The sequence below is a fragment of the Collinsella aerofaciens genome, from assembly GCF_902501475.1.
In the GTDB taxonomy this organism is placed as follows: Bacteria; Actinomycetota; Coriobacteriia; order Coriobacteriales; family Coriobacteriaceae; genus Collinsella; species Collinsella aerofaciens_AL.
The window spans coordinates 25,750-41,927 of the sequence record NZ_CABWIF010000033.1 but is presented as its reverse complement, the minus strand read 5'-3'; the positions used below and the strand labels follow the sequence as shown (position 1 = coordinate 41,927).

At 57.5% G+C, this 16,178-nt stretch carries 17 protein-coding genes; 14 read left to right on the top strand and 3 right to left on the bottom strand.

Annotated elements, in window-relative coordinates; genetic code table 11:
• The first annotated feature begins 9 nt into the window (after window positions 1-9).
• The 11 genes from rimO (at window position 10) to hflX (ending at window position 11,590) form a co-directional block, all read left to right on the top strand.
• On the top strand, window positions 10-1,359 hold the full coding sequence (rimO, locus tag GDJ93_RS06635; RefSeq protein WP_152068203.1) for a 30S ribosomal protein S12 methylthiotransferase RimO: 1,350 nt from the start codon (window positions 10-12) through the stop codon (window positions 1,357-1,359).
• A gap of 99 nt (window positions 1,360-1,458) precedes the next feature.
• The gene (pgsA, locus tag GDJ93_RS06630; protein ID WP_006235973.1) at window positions 1,459-2,007 is read left to right on the top strand and encodes a CDP-diacylglycerol--glycerol-3-phosphate 3-phosphatidyltransferase; all 549 of its coding nucleotides are present in this window, start codon (window positions 1,459-1,461) and stop codon (window positions 2,005-2,007) included.
• Between the two features lie 12 nt (window positions 2,008-2,019).
• Window positions 2,020-2,550, top strand: coding sequence for a CinA family protein (locus GDJ93_RS06625; protein ID WP_152068202.1), 531 nt, complete (start codon window positions 2,020-2,022; stop codon window positions 2,548-2,550).
• Between the two features lie 257 nt (window positions 2,551-2,807).
• Window positions 2,808-3,956 (top strand): recombinase RecA, encoded by a 1,149-nt coding sequence (gene recA, locus GDJ93_RS06620; protein ID WP_022094695.1) that lies wholly within the window; start codon window positions 2,808-2,810, stop codon window positions 3,954-3,956.
• Window positions 3,957-3,967: 11 nt separating this feature from the next.
• Entirely contained in the window at window positions 3,968-4,660 is a 693-nt protein-coding gene (locus GDJ93_RS06615; RefSeq protein WP_152068201.1) for a regulatory protein RecX, read from the top strand.
• Window positions 4,661-4,917: 257 nt separating this feature from the next.
• The gene (rny, locus tag GDJ93_RS06610; RefSeq protein ID WP_115596193.1) at window positions 4,918-6,468 is read left to right on the top strand and encodes a ribonuclease Y; all 1,551 of its coding nucleotides are present in this window, start codon (window positions 4,918-4,920) and stop codon (window positions 6,466-6,468) included.
• A gap of 1 nt (window position 6,469) precedes the next feature.
• On the top strand, window positions 6,470-7,555 hold the full coding sequence (locus tag GDJ93_RS06605; RefSeq protein WP_152068200.1) for an ATP-binding protein: 1,086 nt from the start codon (window positions 6,470-6,472) through the stop codon (window positions 7,553-7,555).
• A gap of 74 nt (window positions 7,556-7,629) precedes the next feature.
• Window positions 7,630-7,947, top strand: a complete 318-nt coding sequence (locus GDJ93_RS06600; protein WP_006235982.1) for a stage V sporulation protein S — start codon at window positions 7,630-7,632, stop codon at window positions 7,945-7,947.
• Window positions 7,948-7,992: 45 nt separating this feature from the next.
• Window positions 7,993-9,363: a tRNA (N6-isopentenyl adenosine(37)-C2)-methylthiotransferase MiaB gene (gene miaB, locus GDJ93_RS06595; protein ID WP_152068199.1), complete on the top strand. Its 1,371-nt coding sequence runs from the start codon at window positions 7,993-7,995 to the stop codon at window positions 9,361-9,363.
• Window positions 9,363-10,301 carry a tRNA (adenosine(37)-N6)-dimethylallyltransferase MiaA gene (gene miaA, locus GDJ93_RS06590; RefSeq protein WP_152068198.1) on the top strand — a complete coding sequence of 313 codons (939 nt, stop codon included), beginning with the start codon at window positions 9,363-9,365 and terminating at the stop codon, window positions 10,299-10,301. Before miaB ends, miaA begins: the two co-directional genes overlap by 1 nt.
• Complete coding sequence (gene hflX, locus GDJ93_RS06585) at window positions 10,301-11,590, top strand: GTPase HflX (protein ID WP_152068197.1); 1,290 nt, start codon at window positions 10,301-10,303, stop codon at window positions 11,588-11,590. Before miaA ends, hflX begins: the two co-directional genes overlap by 1 nt.
• On the opposite strand, the gene GDJ93_RS06580 is transcribed toward hflX, so the two are convergent.
• Together GDJ93_RS06580 and lexA are read right to left on the bottom strand one after the other, a co-directional pair.
• Complete coding sequence (locus GDJ93_RS06580; RefSeq protein ID WP_152068196.1) at window positions 11,575-12,279, bottom strand: heparan-alpha-glucosaminide N-acetyltransferase; 705 nt, start codon at window positions 12,277-12,279, stop codon at window positions 11,575-11,577. The two genes, hflX and GDJ93_RS06580, sit on opposite strands and share 16 nt — an antisense overlap.
• Window positions 12,279-12,923, bottom strand: coding sequence for a transcriptional repressor LexA (lexA, locus tag GDJ93_RS06575; RefSeq protein ID WP_040359862.1), 645 nt, complete (start codon window positions 12,921-12,923; stop codon window positions 12,279-12,281). The genes GDJ93_RS06580 and lexA overlap by 1 nt, the downstream gene beginning before the upstream one ends.
• 163 nt (window positions 12,924-13,086) lie before the next feature.
• Between lexA and GDJ93_RS06570 the strand changes: the two genes are divergently transcribed.
• From GDJ93_RS06570 to dut, 3 genes are read left to right on the top strand one after another with little or no spacing between them, the layout of a single operon-like run.
• Window positions 13,087-13,536: a LysM peptidoglycan-binding domain-containing protein gene (locus GDJ93_RS06570; RefSeq protein ID WP_193221474.1), complete on the top strand. Its 450-nt coding sequence runs from the start codon at window positions 13,087-13,089 to the stop codon at window positions 13,534-13,536.
• Between the two features lie 51 nt (window positions 13,537-13,587).
• Complete coding sequence (nrdR, locus tag GDJ93_RS06565; protein WP_022093781.1) at window positions 13,588-14,031, top strand: transcriptional regulator NrdR; 444 nt, start codon at window positions 13,588-13,590, stop codon at window positions 14,029-14,031.
• Between the two features lie 4 nt (window positions 14,032-14,035).
• Window positions 14,036-14,479 carry a dUTP diphosphatase gene (gene dut, locus GDJ93_RS06560; protein ID WP_117770345.1) on the top strand — a complete coding sequence of 148 codons (444 nt, stop codon included), beginning with the start codon at window positions 14,036-14,038 and terminating at the stop codon, window positions 14,477-14,479.
• Window positions 14,480-14,871: 392 nt separating this feature from the next.
• Here dut and GDJ93_RS06555 read toward each other — a convergent pair whose 3' ends face one another.
• Window positions 14,872-16,173 (bottom strand): MGDG synthase family glycosyltransferase, encoded by a 1,302-nt coding sequence (locus GDJ93_RS06555; RefSeq protein ID WP_226812510.1) that lies wholly within the window; start codon window positions 16,171-16,173, stop codon window positions 14,872-14,874.
• Between the last annotated feature and the right edge of the window lie 5 nt (window positions 16,174-16,178).

Genomic DNA, 16,178 nt, shown 5'->3' with positions numbered 1-16,178 from the left:
CTCTCCAACATGGATACACCGTTGGGCTCCGTGCTCTACATCACCCTCGGGTGCGCTAAGAACGAGGTTGACACCGACCGCATGCGTTCTCTTTTGACCGCCGCGGGCTACGAGGAGGCATTCGACCCGCAGGATGCCGATATCGCCATCGTCAATACTTGCTCGTTCCTCGCCTCCGCAACGTCCGAGAGCATCGAGACCACGCTCGAGCTCGCCAACGAGGTTCAGGACGGCGTTCGTTCTTGCCCCATCGTCATGTGCGGCTGTGTGCCGTCGCGCTATGGCGATGACCTGCCTGACGAGCTGCCCGAGGTCGCTGCCTTTGTGAAGGCCGACAAGGAAGACGGCATCGTGGCGGTCATCGATGGCGTGCTGGGTGTCGAGCGTGAGATTGCAGCCTATATCCCGCAGGTCAAACGTACCGTCGAGGGTGCTGTCGCCTACGTCAAGATTTCCGATGGCTGCAACCGCTTCTGCAGCTTCTGCATGATTCCCTACATCCGCGGTCGCTATCATTCGCGCAATGCCGAGAGCATCATCTCCGAGGTGCGCGACCTGGTTGCCGGCGGTGTGCGCGAGATCGTGCTGATCGGCCAGGACACGGGCATCTGGGGTACCGACTTTGCCGACGAGGACGTCGCCGATGGCTCGCCGCGTAATCTGGCGCAGCTGCTGCGTGCCGTCGCCGAGGCCGTGCGCCCGCACAACGTCTGGGTCCGCGTGCTCTATCTGCAGCCCGAGGGCATGACTGACGAACTCATCGAGACGATTCGCGATACGCCCGAGGTGCTGCCCTATATCGATATCCCCGTGCAGCACTGCGACGCGCGCATTCTCAAGGCCATGCGTCGCTCCGGTTCGCGCCAGGAGCTCGAGGATCTGTTCCGCGACCTTCGCGAGCGCATCCCCGGCATCGTGATTCGTTCCACGGCCATGGTCGGCTTCCCGACCGAGACCGACGACGAGTTCCGCGATCTTATCGACTTTATGGACACCGTCGGCTTTGACTACACGAGTGTCTTTGCCTACTCGCAGGAGGAGGGCAGCCTGGCCGCTAAGATGGAGGGTCAGGTCGACGAAGAGGTCAAGCTCGAGCGCGCCCAGGAGGCCATGGACCTGGCCGAGTCGCTCGGTTTTGCCGCCACCGCCGCCCATGTGGGCGAGCGAGCCCAGGTAATCGTCGACGGTATCGAAGAGACCGAGGATGGCGCCGAGCTGATCGGCCATGCCTGGTTCCAGGCGCCCGATTCCGATGGCGCGGTGCATCTGGACGCCAGCGAGGCGTCCGTGGGCGATATTCTGACCGTCGAGTTTACCGATAGCTTCTGCTATGAGCTTATCGGTCATGTTGTGGAGTAGGAGAGCGTCGTGGCTAACGAGAGCAATAAGGAACTGACGAGTGTCTGGACGCCCGCCAACATCGTGACGTGCGTTCGCATCGTCTTTATCCCGGTGTTCATGATCGTCTCGGCCCTGTCTCACACGAGTGTTGCCGGTACGGATTGGAGCACCTTCGACGGCCCGCTCGCCGCCGCTGCCTTCATTCTGTATGTGATCCTGTCGTGCACCGATAAGGTCGACGGTTATCTGGCGCGCTCCCGCAACGAGATCACTGATTTCGGTAAGTTCTTGGACCCCATCGCCGATAAGCTGCTGGTGTTCTCGGCCCTGCTGCTGTTCTTGGATTTTGGCGCGGTGACCGTGTGGTCCGTGTTCATTATCCTGTTCCGCGAGCTGCTGGTGAGCGCCCTACGCATGGTTGCGAGTGCGGCCGGCGTGGTCGTTGCGGCCGATAAGCTCGGCAAGTACAAGACGGCAACCACGATGGTCTCCATCTGCGGTTACCTGTGCGTTTTTGCGATGGCCGGCTTGCACCTTGGCCCGGTGGCGCTGACGCTCGGCATCTACTCGGTGTCGCGTTTCCTGTACGCCGTTGCCGTTGTCCTGACCGTTATCTCGGGCGCCCAGTACTTCTGGAACTGCCGCAAGATCGTCTTTTCGGTCTAGGTCCTGGTGGGTATGACGGACTCTTTTGAGCAGATTTCCGCACACAACGAGGAGCTGGCGCGCGATATTGTCGAGCGCGCGAGCGCTCGGGGCGTGACGGTTTCGACGGCTGAGTCGCTGACGGCGGGTATGATCGCCTCGACGATTGCCGATATCCCGGGCGCCTCGGCGGTGCTGCGTGGCGGTGCGGTGACCTACTGCGATGAGATCAAGCATCGCGTTCTGGGTGTTGAGCGGGAGACGCTCGACCGCTATACCGCGGTGTCGCATCAGACCGCGCGCGAGATGGCGGTGGGTTCGCTGGAGCTGTACCAGAGCGATATTGCAGTGAGCGCAACGGGTTATGCCGGCCCCGGCGGTGGCACTGAGGACGATCCGGCGGGCACTTTCTATATTGCCTGGGCGCATCGTTCCGCCGATGGGGGCGTGCCGGTCGTGGACTCTGTGCGCTGCCACTATGAGGGTGACCGTTCGTGTGTTCGTGCCCATGCGGTCACGGAGGCATTGGGTCGCATTGCCCTTGTGCTCAACTCTATGGAATAGACGTGTTTTAAGGGGCCTCCGAGCCCCTTAATTGTGGAGATAGGGACCTTAGGCTCATTTGGCGTTTGTGCTGGTTGTAGATGTATTTTTGTCTGCCTTGTTCATATTTGGTCCTTTGTGGTCAAGCATTTGGTCAGTGTTTGGTCGGCGTTTGGTTGGGTTTTGGAAAGACCGCCTGCATATGATTGGCCTGAACGGTTGACCACGAACAGCCGTTCGTTTATTATCGATGCAGGTTGTTAAGAGGAGGGCTATTCATGGCCAAGAATTCAGGTCCCGTACGTACCGTTCATGCTCGCACGACGGGTAAAGAGCGCGATGAGATGATCGCCACCACCAAGGCCGAGATCGAGAAGAAATTCGGCCAGGGTTCCATCATGAGGTACGGCGACGGTGGTCCCGAGCTCGAGGTCGAGGCCATTCCCACGGGCGCCCTGGCCCTCGATGCCGCGCTGGGTATCGGCGGCGTGCCGCGCGGCCGTATCGTCGAGATTTACGGTCCTGAGTCCTCCGGTAAGACGACGCTTTCGCTCGAGATCCTGGCCGAGGCCCAGGCAATGGGTGGCGTTGTGGCATTTATCGATGCCGAGCACGCGCTTGATCCCACGTATGCCGCGCGCATCGGCGTGGATATCGACGAGGTGCTCATTTCCCAGCCCGATACGGGCGAGCAGGCGCTCGAGATTGTTGACATGCTCGTGCGTTCCGGCGCCATCGATGCCATCGTCGTCGACTCCGTCGCCGCGCTGACCCCGCGTGCCGAGATCGAGGGAGAAATCGGCGATACTACGGTCGGTCTTCAGGCTCGCCTGATGAGCCAGGCGCTCCGCAAGCTCGCCGGCTCGCTGTCCAAGTCCAACACGACGTGCATCTTCATTAACCAGCTGCGTGAGAAGATCGGCGTCATGTTCGGCAACCCCGAGACTACGACGGGCGGCCGCGCCCTTAAGTTCTTCTCTTCGGTGCGTATCGACATTCGCCGTATCGACAGCATTAAGCTTAAGGACGAGGTTATCGGTAACCGCGTGCGCGCCAAGGTCGTTAAGAACAAGGTGGCAGCTCCGTTCCGTTCTGCTGAGTTCGACATCATGTACGGTACGGGCATCTCTAAGGAGGGCTCGATTCTGGACATGGCTGTCGAGTGCGGCATCTGCAAGAAGATGGGCTCCTGGTTTGCCTATGGCGAGGACAAGCTCGGCAACGGTCGCGAGGCCGCCAAGGCGTTCCTGCGCGAACACCCCGATTGCGCTGACGAGATTGAGCATAAGGTCCGCCTTGCCTGCGGACTTGAGTTTGATGACGATGCTCCGTCCGAGGTCGAGCTGACCGATCAGCCTGCGCCTGAGGAGTTTGACGAGCTTTACGCCATCGATGGTTCCGCCATGCTCGATGATGACGACGAGTAGCGGTTACGCTCATGTCGTATACGGTGACCGAGGCCACGGTCATCTTTCCCGATAAGAAGGCGGCCTCCTCGTTCTCGAGCGGGAATGCGTCCAAAAAGCCTTGCGCACATATCGATTGTGAGCTTGAGGGCGGTTTTGAGCGGTCCATTTGGATTCCCGTGCGGGTCGCGCGCCTGTATGTCAAAAATCGCCCCGATCTGCCCTGCGATTGGGATAACTTTCGTGAGGCGGTGCAGCTCATCGAGCGTAAATGTGCGCTTACCATGGTGACCGAGATGTTATCGCGCCGCGACCATGCGACGGGTGAGGTCCGTGACAAGCTGGCTCGCTACGGCTTTCACCAGCCCGCGATCGATTTCGCCGTCGAGCGCGCCACCGAGTATCACTTTTTAGACGAGAACCGCTTTTGCTCGTACTTTATCGAGGAGCGCAAGCGGCGCGGTTGGGGACAGCGCAAAATCGAGACCGAGCTCAAGCGCCGTCATGTCGTGCTCGATGACATTCCCGGTTATCCCGAGGATTATTTTGCCGTCGAAGACGATTTGGCGCGTGCGTCAGCCCTGCTCGCCAAGCGGCGTGTTCCAGAGACGCGCGGATTCGAAAAACTGGTTCGGTTTTTGATGGGCAAGGGCTTCTCGTATCACATCGCCGCCGATGCCGTTAAGGCACGTCTCGATGTCGAACGCGAGGAATGTGCGGTTTAGGCGTATGCGTTTTGTGGCCCTGCCGTTCACCGCGTTTTAGCCGCCGTGCCGGGGCCATATATTTGACAGTTGTTGTGGTTCAACGTACGATAAACACTGTCATTTGCTTTGTGATATGTGCTCATCTGTGATGAGTTTGTTTATATGTTTATCTGTATCCGACCCGCATAAGCTGCGCCCATATTACTCAAATGTCGCGAGCCGTTCGTAAGGACGGTTCGCTTTGTTGTGTAACGAATCCATAAAAAGGAGTGAGCATGCCTATCATCGCAGCGCTCGTTGGCATCGTTTTGGGTGCCATCGCCGCCATTGCCTACATGCGCACCGCCAAGCAGGGTAGTCTTCACGAGGCCGACGAAAAGATCCAGTCGGCACACGCACAGGCTGAGTCCCTGATCGGTGATGCTAAGCGTCAGGCCGAGACCCTCAAAAAAGAGGCTCTGCTCGAGGCTAAAGAGGAGATCATCAAGAACAAGCAGGCCGCCGAGGCCGAGGACAAGCAGCGTAAGAGCGAGATTCGTACGCTCGAGAACCGTGTGATGCAGCGCGAGGAATCCCTTGATCGCCGCAACGACGCTCTCGACAAGCGTGAGCACCAGCTGTCCAGCCAGGCCGGTCAGGTCGAGAAGCGCTCCCGCGAGCTCGAGGAGCTCTGCGCAAAGCAGACCTCCGAGCTCGAGCGTATCGCCGACCTTACCCGCGAGGACGCCCACAAGGAGCTCCTCGATAAGGTTCGCGGCGAGGTCACCCACGAGGCCGCCACAATCATTCGCGAGTCCGAGCAGCAGGTTCGCGCCGAGTGCCACAAGACCGCCCAGGAGATTCTGTCCCTGGCGATTCAGCGCTGCGCTGCCGACCACACTGCCGAGGTCACCGTTACCTCCGTGCACATTCCCTCTGATGACCTCAAGGGCCGCATCATTGGCCGCGAGGGCCGCAACATCCGCACCTTCGAGCAGGTTTCCGGCGTCAACCTCGTGATCGACGACACGCCCGAGACCGTCGTTCTTTCGAGCTTCGACCCGGTCCGTCGTGAGACCGCCCGTGTCGCCCTCGAGAACCTCATCGCCGACGGCCGCATTCACCCCGCCCGCATCGAGGAGATGTATCACAAGGCTGCCGACTTGGTTCAGCAGCGCGTGCGCGAGGCAGGCGAGCAGGCTGCCTTCGATACCGGAATCCATGACCTGCACCCCGAGATCGTCAAGACCCTTGGTGCCCTGCGCTATCGCACCTCGTTTGGTCAGAATGTGCTTCAGCACTCCCTCGAGGTCTCCGATCTGTGCGGCGTGATGGCTTCCGAGCTTGGCCTTGACGTTGTGACTGCCAAGCGCGCCGGCCTGCTGCACGACCTGGGCAAGGCAATCGACCACGACGTCGAGGGCCCGCATGCCGTCATCGGCGCCGAGCTTGCCCGCCGTTACGGCGAGAAGCCCGTTATCGTCCACGCTATCGAGGCTCACCATGCCGATGTCGACCCCAACACGGTGCTCGATGTCCTGGTACAGGCCGCCGATGCCGTCTCTGCCTCTCGCCCCGGTGCCCGTCGCGAGTCTGCCGAGAACTACATCAAGCGTCTTGAGAAGCTCGAGGAGATCGCCAACTCCCATGATGGCGTCGAGCGTACCTATGCCATGCAGGCTGGTCGCGAGGTCCACGTCATGGTTCAGCCGGACAAGATCTCCGATGCCCAGTCCACGGTCCTGGCTCACGATATCGCCCATCAGATCGAGGAAGAGATGGAGTATCCCGGTCAGGTGCGCGTCGTCGTGATTCGCGAGAGCCGCGCTGTCGATATCGCTAAATAACATGAGCGACGCGAACGAGCTCATCTCATTTATCGCGTCGATGTCGGGGGAGGGCAACCTTCGCGTCGAGGAGAACCTTGGCGAGGGGTATGTCCGCCTCCGCGTTTCGGAGGCCGAGCGGCGCCAGGCAAAGCACGACATTCAGCATGTCGAGGATATCGTCATCGAAATGCTCCGTAATGCTCGCGATGCTGGCGCCGACAAAGTCTATCTCGCTACGACCAAGGAAGATGGCGTCCGCACGCTTGTCTTTCTGGATAACGGTTCGGGCGTTCCGCAGGATATGCAAGAGCGAATCTTCGATGCCCGCGTTACCTCCAAGCTCGAGAGCATGAAGATGGACCGTTGGGGCGTTCACGGTCGTGGCATGGCATTGTTTTCGATCAAGCAGAACACCGACGAGGCCCGTGTGGTCACGTCCGGTGTCGACCTTGGCTCGGCCTTTAAGGTGAGCGTTGCGGCCGACCGCCTCAGTGAGCGTGCCGATCAGTCCAGCTGGCCCCAGGCCGTCAAGGATGAGGACGGACGTTATGTCTGTGCTCGCGGCCCGCATAATATTATTCGCGCTGCTTGTGAGTTTGCGCTCGAGGAGTTGCGTGGTTGCGATGTCTATCTTGGTTCTCCGTCTGAGATTGCCGCGACCCTTTATGCTCAGGCGTCCAGTCGGCTCGATACGTCGCGTCTCCTGTTCATTGATGACGAGAGCGAGCTTCCGGTTGTCGACCGTTTAGGCCTTGCCTCTGATGCCGAGGACTTTATCCGTATCTGTTCGGGTTTGGGTCTTGAGATGTCCGAGCGCACGGCCCATCGTATTTTGGCAGGGCAGATTAAGCCCGTTCGCGGTTTGACCGCGCGTCTGCTGCGCGAGCGTGATTCGTCCTCGCATGCGCCGGCTCCTGTCGATCTTGCGAAGGATCGTCGCGGGCTACATATTGCCAAGGATGACATGGCACAGTTTTCGCGTGCTGTGGAGCGCGACTTTAATGACCTTGCTGCTCGGTACTATCTCAACCTTTGCGGCGATCCAAAGATTCGTGTTTCGCGTGATCGAATCACCGTGACCTTCGATCTTGCCAAAGAGGAATAGTGCCTTTACCGAGTCCACTCGGTACGATAAAGTTATTGCAGTTAAAACGTACTTTTAAACGCAGGAGTTTCTTCATGGATTGCCTGAAGGTATCAAGCAAATCATCGCCCGCGTCCGTTGCCGGCGCCATCGCCGGCATGGTCAAGGATGGTGTACCCGTCAACATCCAGTGTGTCGGCGCCGGCGCGGTCAACCAGGCCATTAAGGCCGTTGCCATCGCGCGCGGTTTTTTGATCCCAACCGGTTTTGATATTTCCTGCGCGCCCGTGTTCTCCGACATCCTCATTAACGGGGAGTCGCGCACGGCCATCCGCCTTTCTATCTACGTTCACCAGATCAATCGAGCTGCTATGGATAACGTCGTCATGGATGATGTTAAGCCTGTGGCATAGCTTCTGCTAGCCTCGTTTCGCTCCCCAACGTTAGGACTTATGCACATGGATCAGCGTTCCGTACGCGATATTCTTGCCGGTAAAACCTACTTTATCCGCACCTTTGGCTGCCAGATGAATCAGCACGACTCCGAGCGTGTGAGCGGTCTGCTCGATTCGTATGGTTGCCTCATGGCGCTCGATCTTGAGCATGCCGATATCGTTGTCTTCATGACATGCTGTGTGCGCGAGGCCGCCGATACTCGCCTGTACGGTCAGTGCAATTCCTGCAAAAGCCTGCCGCCTTCGCCTTCGGGCAAGCGCGTGGTTGCCGTTGGTGGTTGCATCGCGCAGCGCGATGGCGAGGGCCTGCTCACCAACGTCGATAACGTCAATGTCATCTTTGGCACGCATTCCATCGCGCATGTGGCCGAGCTCATTGCCGAGGCGTTCCTTGACGGCAAGCGTCATATCCGCACCAATGAGCATGAGGATACGGATGCCATGAGCATGCCGTGGCATCGCGAGACCCAGTATCACGCCTGGGTGCCCATCATGACGGGCTGCAATAATTTCTGCACCTATTGCATCGTGCCGTACGTGCGCGGTCGCGAAAAGAGCCGCCCCTTCGAGGAGATTGTCGACGAGGTGACCGGTTTGGTGCGCCAGGGCGTGCGTGAGATTACGCTGCTGGGCCAAAACGTTAACTCATATGGTCGCGATCTGTTTGGCAAGCCGCGTTTTGCCGATCTGCTGCGTGCCGTGGGCGACACGGGTGTGGAGCGCATCTTCTTTACGTCTTCGCATCCCAAGGATCTTCTCCCCGAGACCATCGACGCCATGGCCGAGACGCCTGCCGTTATGCCGCAGCTGCACCTGGCCGTCCAGTCAGGTTCGACACGGATCCTCAAAGAGATGAATCGCCGTTATACACGCGAGGACTATCTGGGCCTGGTCGATCGCATCCGCAATCGCATGCCCGATATCGCGCTCTCGACTGACATTATCGTTGGCTTTCCGGGCGAGACTGAAGAAGACTTTGAGCAGACGCTCTCGCTTGCCGAGACGGTCCGCTATGCTCAGGCCTATACCTTCATCTATTCCAAGCGCGCCGGTACCCCGGCCGCCGAGATTGACGATCCTACGCCGCATGAGGTTATTCTCGAGCGTTTCAACCGCCTGGTTAAGGTTATCGAGACCACGGCACATGAGTATAACCAGGGTGAGCTTCATACTGTGGTGCCGGCGCTCATTGAGGGCACGAGCAAGAAGAACGATGCGGTCCTGCTGGGCAAGAGTCCCAAGAATCAGACCGTGCATGCGCCTATCCCCGAGGGTTACAGCATCGATCAGCTTGTTGGCAAGATCGTTGATATTGACGTTGACGTTGCCAAGACCTGGTATTTGTCCGGCTCCGTTGTGGGCGAGCCGCGCTAATGGTTTCTTCCGGGGCAGGTCTTTCCGCCGTTGCGATCGTCGGTCCGACGGCGGTTGGTAAGAGTGATGTTGCCGACCGTTTGGCCGCTCGTCTTTCGTCCGAAGTGCTGTCGTGCGATGCGATGCAAATCTATCGCGGCATGGACATCGGTACCGCAAAGATGACGCCCGATGAGTGTACGGCGCCGCTGCGTCTCGTCGACATTGTGGAGCCGGGTGTGGCATATTCTGCTGCGCTTTATCAGGCTGACGCTCGCGCGCATGTTGAACGTCTCCTTGGTTCGGGTCGCCTGCCGGTTTTTTGCGGAGGTACGGGGCTGTATCTCAAGGCCGCCCTCGATGAGATGGACTTTCCCTCGGGTGAACTTGAGGACGATCGCCGTGTGGGCTATCAGGAGCTTGCCGAGCGTATTGGCGAGGAAGAACTGCATGCCCTGCTTGCCGAGCGTGACCCAGAATCGGCTGCTGTTATTCATCCCCATAACGTGCGCCGTGTGATTCGTGCGCTCGAGATGCATGATGATGGTATCTCCTATGCACAGCAAAAAAGTCAGTTTAGTGTTCCGCGTGAGCATTATCATGCTCTATGGTTTGGTCTGACGCGTAATCGCGAGGTGCTCTACAAGCGCATTAACCTGCGCGTCGATCTGATGTTTGAGCAGGGCCTTGTCGATGAAGTCCGCGGTCTTATGGACCAGGGGCTGGGAGATGCCCTGACGTCGATGCAGGCAATTGGCTATAAAGAGATCATCGATGCTTTCAATGGCGTGATGAGCATGGATGAGGCTCACGAACTCATCAAGATGCGTTCGCGTCGCTATGCCAAACGTCAGCTTTCGTGGTTTAAGCGCGATGACCGCATCGTGTGGTTTGATATGGACCAATTTACGATCGATGAGGTCGTTGAGGATATCCTGCATCGTATTGAGGCTGCCTAATGGCCCGTTTCCCCCTTGTTCCCACGGCACCCGAGCCCGAGCGTGCCATATTAGTTGGTGTTGAGTGGCGCGACAATGCGTGGCCGCTCGATCGTTCGCTTGACGAGCTTGAGCGCCTGGCCCATACGGCTGGCGCCCAGTGCGTGGCGCGTTTGTCACAGCGTCTGGTTAAGCCGTATCCAAAATCGTTTATCGGTTCCGGTAAGGTTGAAGAGCTGTGCGGCCTGGTACATCGTATGGATGCCGATGTCGTTATTTTTGACGACGACCTGACGCCCTCGCAGCAATCCTATTTGGAGAAAGCCGTGGGCGAGCCGGTAAAGATTATCGATCGTACGGCACTGATCTTGGATATCTTTGGCCTTCATGCTCAGACGCGTGAGGGACGCCTACAGGTACAGCTGGCACAGCTTCAATATCTGTTGCCCCGTCTGCGTGGCATGTGGAGTCATCTCGCCAAGGAACAGACGCGCGGCGGCATCGGCTCACGCTTTGGCCAGGGCGAAAGTCAGCTCGAGGTCGACCGTCGCCTCATTCGCAATAAGATTGCCGCGCTTCGTCGTGAGCTTAAGCAGGTTGAACAGCGTCGCGATGTCCAGTCCAAGAGCCGCATTGAGTCACCGGCGTTTCGCGTCGCGTTGGCCGGTTATACTAATGCGGGTAAATCGACGTTGCTCAATCGTCTGACCGGATCTACGGTACTTTCGCAGGACAAGCTGTTTGCTACGCTCGACCCGACGACGCGTTCGTATCGCCTGCCCGGCGGTCGTGGCATGACGATTACCGATACCGTTGGCTTTATTCAAAAGCTACCGCATGGTCTCGTTGATGCCTTTAAGTCCACGCTGTCTGAGGTTCTTGGTGCCGATCTGATCCTTAAAGTTGTGGATGCCTCTGACGAGGACTACGAGCGCCAGCTCGAGGCAGTCGATCGCGTTCTTGACGAGATCGGTGCCGGCGAGCGTTTGACGCTTACGGTGTTCAATAAAATCGATCTTCTCGATAGCGTTGATCGATTGAGCTTCCGTCGTCGCTATCCCGAGGCCGTGTTGTTCTCGGCCCAGACGGGTGAGGGACTCGACGATCTCGTCGACCGTATTGCTCGTGAGGCGGCTGCTACCGATGTGTTGCTCTCTGCTGATATCCCGTATCGTAAGGGCGCCCTCATCACGCTGGTGCATGAGCAGGGAACCCTTTTGCACGAGGAATATCTTGAGGACGGCGTTCGTATTGTGGCGAAGCTACCGGCCCGTATCGCGCCGCGGCTCGAGCGTTATCGCACCGAGTAGACGAGTTCCAAAATGCCCAGAATGATGGGCTGATGCAGTAGATAAAAGGGGAGTGCGTGACGTCCAAGGCTGGCGAGCGCCGGGATGGGATTGGCGTAGGCCCAGCTTGGGACGGTCTTATCGATTCCCTGCGCTATGTGTGCGGCGAAGTATCCTGCAAGATACATAAAGAAAAACGGGATGATGGGGTAGTAATCACCTGATACAAACCCAGGGCTCGGAAATCCCAGCCACGCCAGGTAGGGGACAGGATAGATCGTTTTGGGGATACTCCAAGTGAGGGCGAACAACACAAGGCATAGGGACATGCCCCATCTCGCCGATATCTTCTTAAGGACGGGATCGGTCAACGCCACGATGCCGGTACATGCGGCCATGCAGTAGATGATGCCAAAATTAACCGAATCGTCTACTGAGACAAGTGTTGTTGCCAACCAGACGACGAGTGCTGCTAAGGCGTATTTGGCGGCACGTTTGATATTGTTGCGCGAAAGGGTGCACATCCAACCCGCGATAAACAAAAATACCCAGCTGATGCTGGCACGCCAGATGTCTTGAAAGACGGTCTGTGTAAACCAGGGCATATCCCAACCGTACAGGTAGGCGAAATCGTAGCAAGCGTGAAAACCTGCCATTGAAATCATCGTAAACCCGCGGACGGTATCAAAGATGGTGATGCGTTTTTGCATTACGAGAACCGGCGCATTAAGCCGACGACTTTGCCCAAGATAACGGGATTCGTTGCATAGATAGGCTCCATGGTGTCATTCTCAGGCTGCAGGCGTACGCGTCCCTGCTCCTTGTAGAACGTCTTGACGGTCGCTGAACCATCAATCATGGCCACGACAATTTCGCCGTTCATGGCACTCTTTTGTTCACGGACGATGATGTAATCGCCATTGAAGATGCCGACATTGATCATTGAGCTCCCATGCACCTCAAGGATAAAGGAACCCTGATCAGTGGCGATTTCGGTCGGGATAGTAAAAGTGTCTTCGATATTCTGTTCGGCCAGAATGGGAATCCCAGCCGCGACGCGACCAACGAGCGGTAGCGAGACCGTTCCGCGAGGTGCGGTGGGCTCGTCAGATTTAGAAATTGAGACAGAGGAACCGTCCTCGTTAAAGAGTTCCAGGGCGCGCGGTTTGGTGGCATCGCGCTTGAGTAGCCCGCGCGCCTCCAGGGCAGATAGATGGGCGTGCACGGTGCTGGGGGAGGAAAGGCCCACGGCAGAAGCCATCTCGCGCACGCTGGGCGGATAACCCTTCTCCTGCTGATATTCCTTGATGAAGTCGTAAATTTGCTGCTGACGCTTGGTAATTTTGCGAGCCATCAGGGCATCCTCTCTACCCATGTCAAACAAATGTTCGAATTTTGCTTGACAGGAACAACTGTTCGAAGATAATAATAACCGAACATTCGTTCTCGCGCTAGACATTTTTGTCCGCGCGGCTTGATAAAACTGTTCTCAGCAAAACACGCGAGAGGAGAACATGATGAACGCAACGAATATGGTCCAGGGAAACCTCGCCCTTAAGCTCGAGACGCCTGCAGAACCCACTTTTACGGTTGTTCAGGGTGGCCGCTCCGGCTTTCAGCCTTTGACTGTAAAGCCTGCTCGCAATCAGCAGACTGTAGTCGCGCCGGCCCGCGTTGCCCTGAAGGTTCCGACGATTGTCGCCTTTGCCGTTGCGCTTACGCTCTTCTTTGTCCTCGCTACGTCGGTCTTTAGCGCTCGTCACGCCGCGTATGCCGAGTCCGTTTCCAACGTTACCTACGAGACCATTCGCGTTCAGCCTGGCGACTCTCTTTGGTCGCTTGCCGAGGAATATCCAATCGAAGGCCTTTCCACGCAAGAGACTTCCGACATGATCCGTAACGTCAATCATCTGGAGCATGGTTCGCTCGCCGCCGGTGCGCATCTTAAGGTTCCTGCTCGTTCGTAATCATTATCGCGCTGCGCATGGTACCCTTGTTATCGTTTAAGAGGAGGTACCATGCGCTGTCCCAAATGCGGCAAGGCACATACCCGCGTCGTTGACTCCCGTATGCAGGAGTCAAATAACACCATTAAGCGCCGTCGCGAATGTTGCTCGTGTAATTACCGCTTTACAACGTTCGAGCGATGCGAAGACCCAATCGAGGTCATTAAGTCAGACGGAACTAAGCAGCGGTTCGATCGCAATAAGCTGCTCGTCGGCTTGATGCGCGCCACCATCAAGCGTGATATCGACACTAAGAAGCTCAATGAGATTATCGATGACATCGAGGTCGAGCTGCGCTCTCGCACGCTGACGGCCGTTACGTCCCATGAGTTAGGTGACATGGTACTCAAGCGCTTGGCCAAGATCGACAAGGTGGCGTACATCCGCTTTGCCTCGGTCTACCGCGATTTCAAAGACGTCGATGAGTTTCTGCAAGAGCTCGACAAGCTAAGGTGATTCCATGTCCAACATTACCGTCAACATAAAGCGTCTCGACCCCACCGTCGAGCTTCCCAAATACGCCCATCCCACCGATGCCGGCTTGGATCTGCGCTCCAACGAGGACTGCGTCCTGAAGCCCTTCGAACGCCGTCTGGTCTCTACCGGGCTGGCCATCGCCCTGCCCGATGGCTACGCCGGCTTCGTCCAGCCCCGCAGCGGCTTGGCCATCAAGCAGGGCCTGTCTATAGTCAACACGCCGGGCCTCATCGACGCCCACTACCGAGGAGAACTCAAGGTTATCCTCATCAACCTGGATCCCTCCAACAACATCCAAATCAACAAAGGTGACCGCATAGCCCAACTCGTCATCCAAGAAGTCCCCACGGTCAACCTCGTAGAAGTAGAAGAACTAGACGAAACCGACCGAGGCAAAGGAGGCTTCGGCTCCTCTGGCGTCGCCTAGGGGCGCTCGTATCCCTCCCGCCCGGGGCTTACCTATATCATTCCATGCTCAAACATTCTCGCGTCGCTTCGCTCGCTGCGAAACTGCGCGTGGAACGATATAGGTAAGCCCCGGGCGGGCGGCTACTCGCTTGAAACAATATTTACTTTTCTAGTAAGCCGATGCGATAAAGGGACATCTCCTTTCTCGCATCGGCTTTCTATATCTATATTTTCTGGTTTCGCCTTTGCAGGTTCTATTGGAAGGGAATCTGGTGTAACTGCTAGCACGTAAACGTAGCTGCTCAGCGGGAGCCGCCCATATATCGTTCCACGCGCAGTTTCGCAGCGCAGCGAGAATGTTTGAGCATGGAATGATATATGGGCGGCTCCCGCTGAGCAGCGGACTTTCGTCTACCTGATATGAGCAGGTTTTCCGCCCCAGTAGAAGCGGCAGAAGGCTCGTTTGCGCTTTTGGGGTTTGCCTACGAGCTCCATGGTGGCGATGGCTATGTCTTCGGCTGCGTGGGGGCGGCGTAGTACTTCGCCGTTGATGAGTAGCGCTTTGAGCGACTCAGGGTGGTCGTGCAGGTGACGAAGCGTCACGATGAGTTCTCGTGCGGTGGTGACATGCATGCTGGCGCCCATGCCGGTGAGCATTGTGGTGTTGGCCTTTTCCTGACCGTATGATTTGCCCAGCAGGATCATCGGCAGATGAGCGCACAGGCACTCGGTGACCGTGAGTCCGCCCGATTTGAGGATTGCCAGGTCGCAGCCGTGCATGAGGGCCGCCATGTCGTCCACGTAGTCCAGAACCGTGACGTTGTCGAGCTTCATGGCGTCGAAGAGCGTCTTGAGTCGGGCGGCGTATTCCTTATCCTTGCCCGGTAAAAAGACAAAGTGCATGTCTTCAAAGCTGCGTAAGAAGGGGAGCGTGTGGTCCATCGCGGCGCGGAAACGCACGTATGGTTGGGGCAAACTGGCGCCGGCCATCACCAATACGACGGTTTTGTCTATGGGGAGATTGAACTTGCTGAGCTCATCTTCTCGTTTGTAATCTGAATCGAAACCGGCTCGGATGGGGATGCCCGTTATGCGGATCTTTGACTCGGGAACCTTGCGCGGGCGCAGCGTTTCGGCCATAAACTCGTTGGCTACGCAGAATAGGTCGGTGTCCTTGTGGGGCCAAAAGCCTTCGACTTCATAGTCTGTTGGTACGCAGATGACCGGATAATCGATACCCGTAATTACGCGGGCGCCCACGGCAACATTGGCTGCTGTGATGTGCGTTGCGACCACGGCTATAGGCCTGCGACAACGAATATATTCGTTGAAGGCGGGGAACATAATTCGCGACCATGCCGTGCCGCCACCCCAGAGAAGATGTCCCGTAAGCGTATATCGCCAGGTCAGGTCGTAAATGGGGCGTGTGGCTCCCGTAAAAGAAGCCGCGGTCTTATTGCCGTCGAATTTAATACGTCCAAAATCAAGGATATCGAGCACTTCAATTTCAATATCCTCAGGGATTCCCTTGGTGCCGCGGATAAGGTCAAATGCTTGTGCAATCGCGTTGGCGGCGGCTTTGTGGCCCGATCCAACCGATGCGTGCACAATGGTTACCAGGGGTTTTTGTGTATGTGAAACGGTCATTTGCTCCGGTTGGGGAGTGGCTTGCATGGGCAGGGGAGCGCTATTGCCCGTCTGCGTTTGATCCATCGATA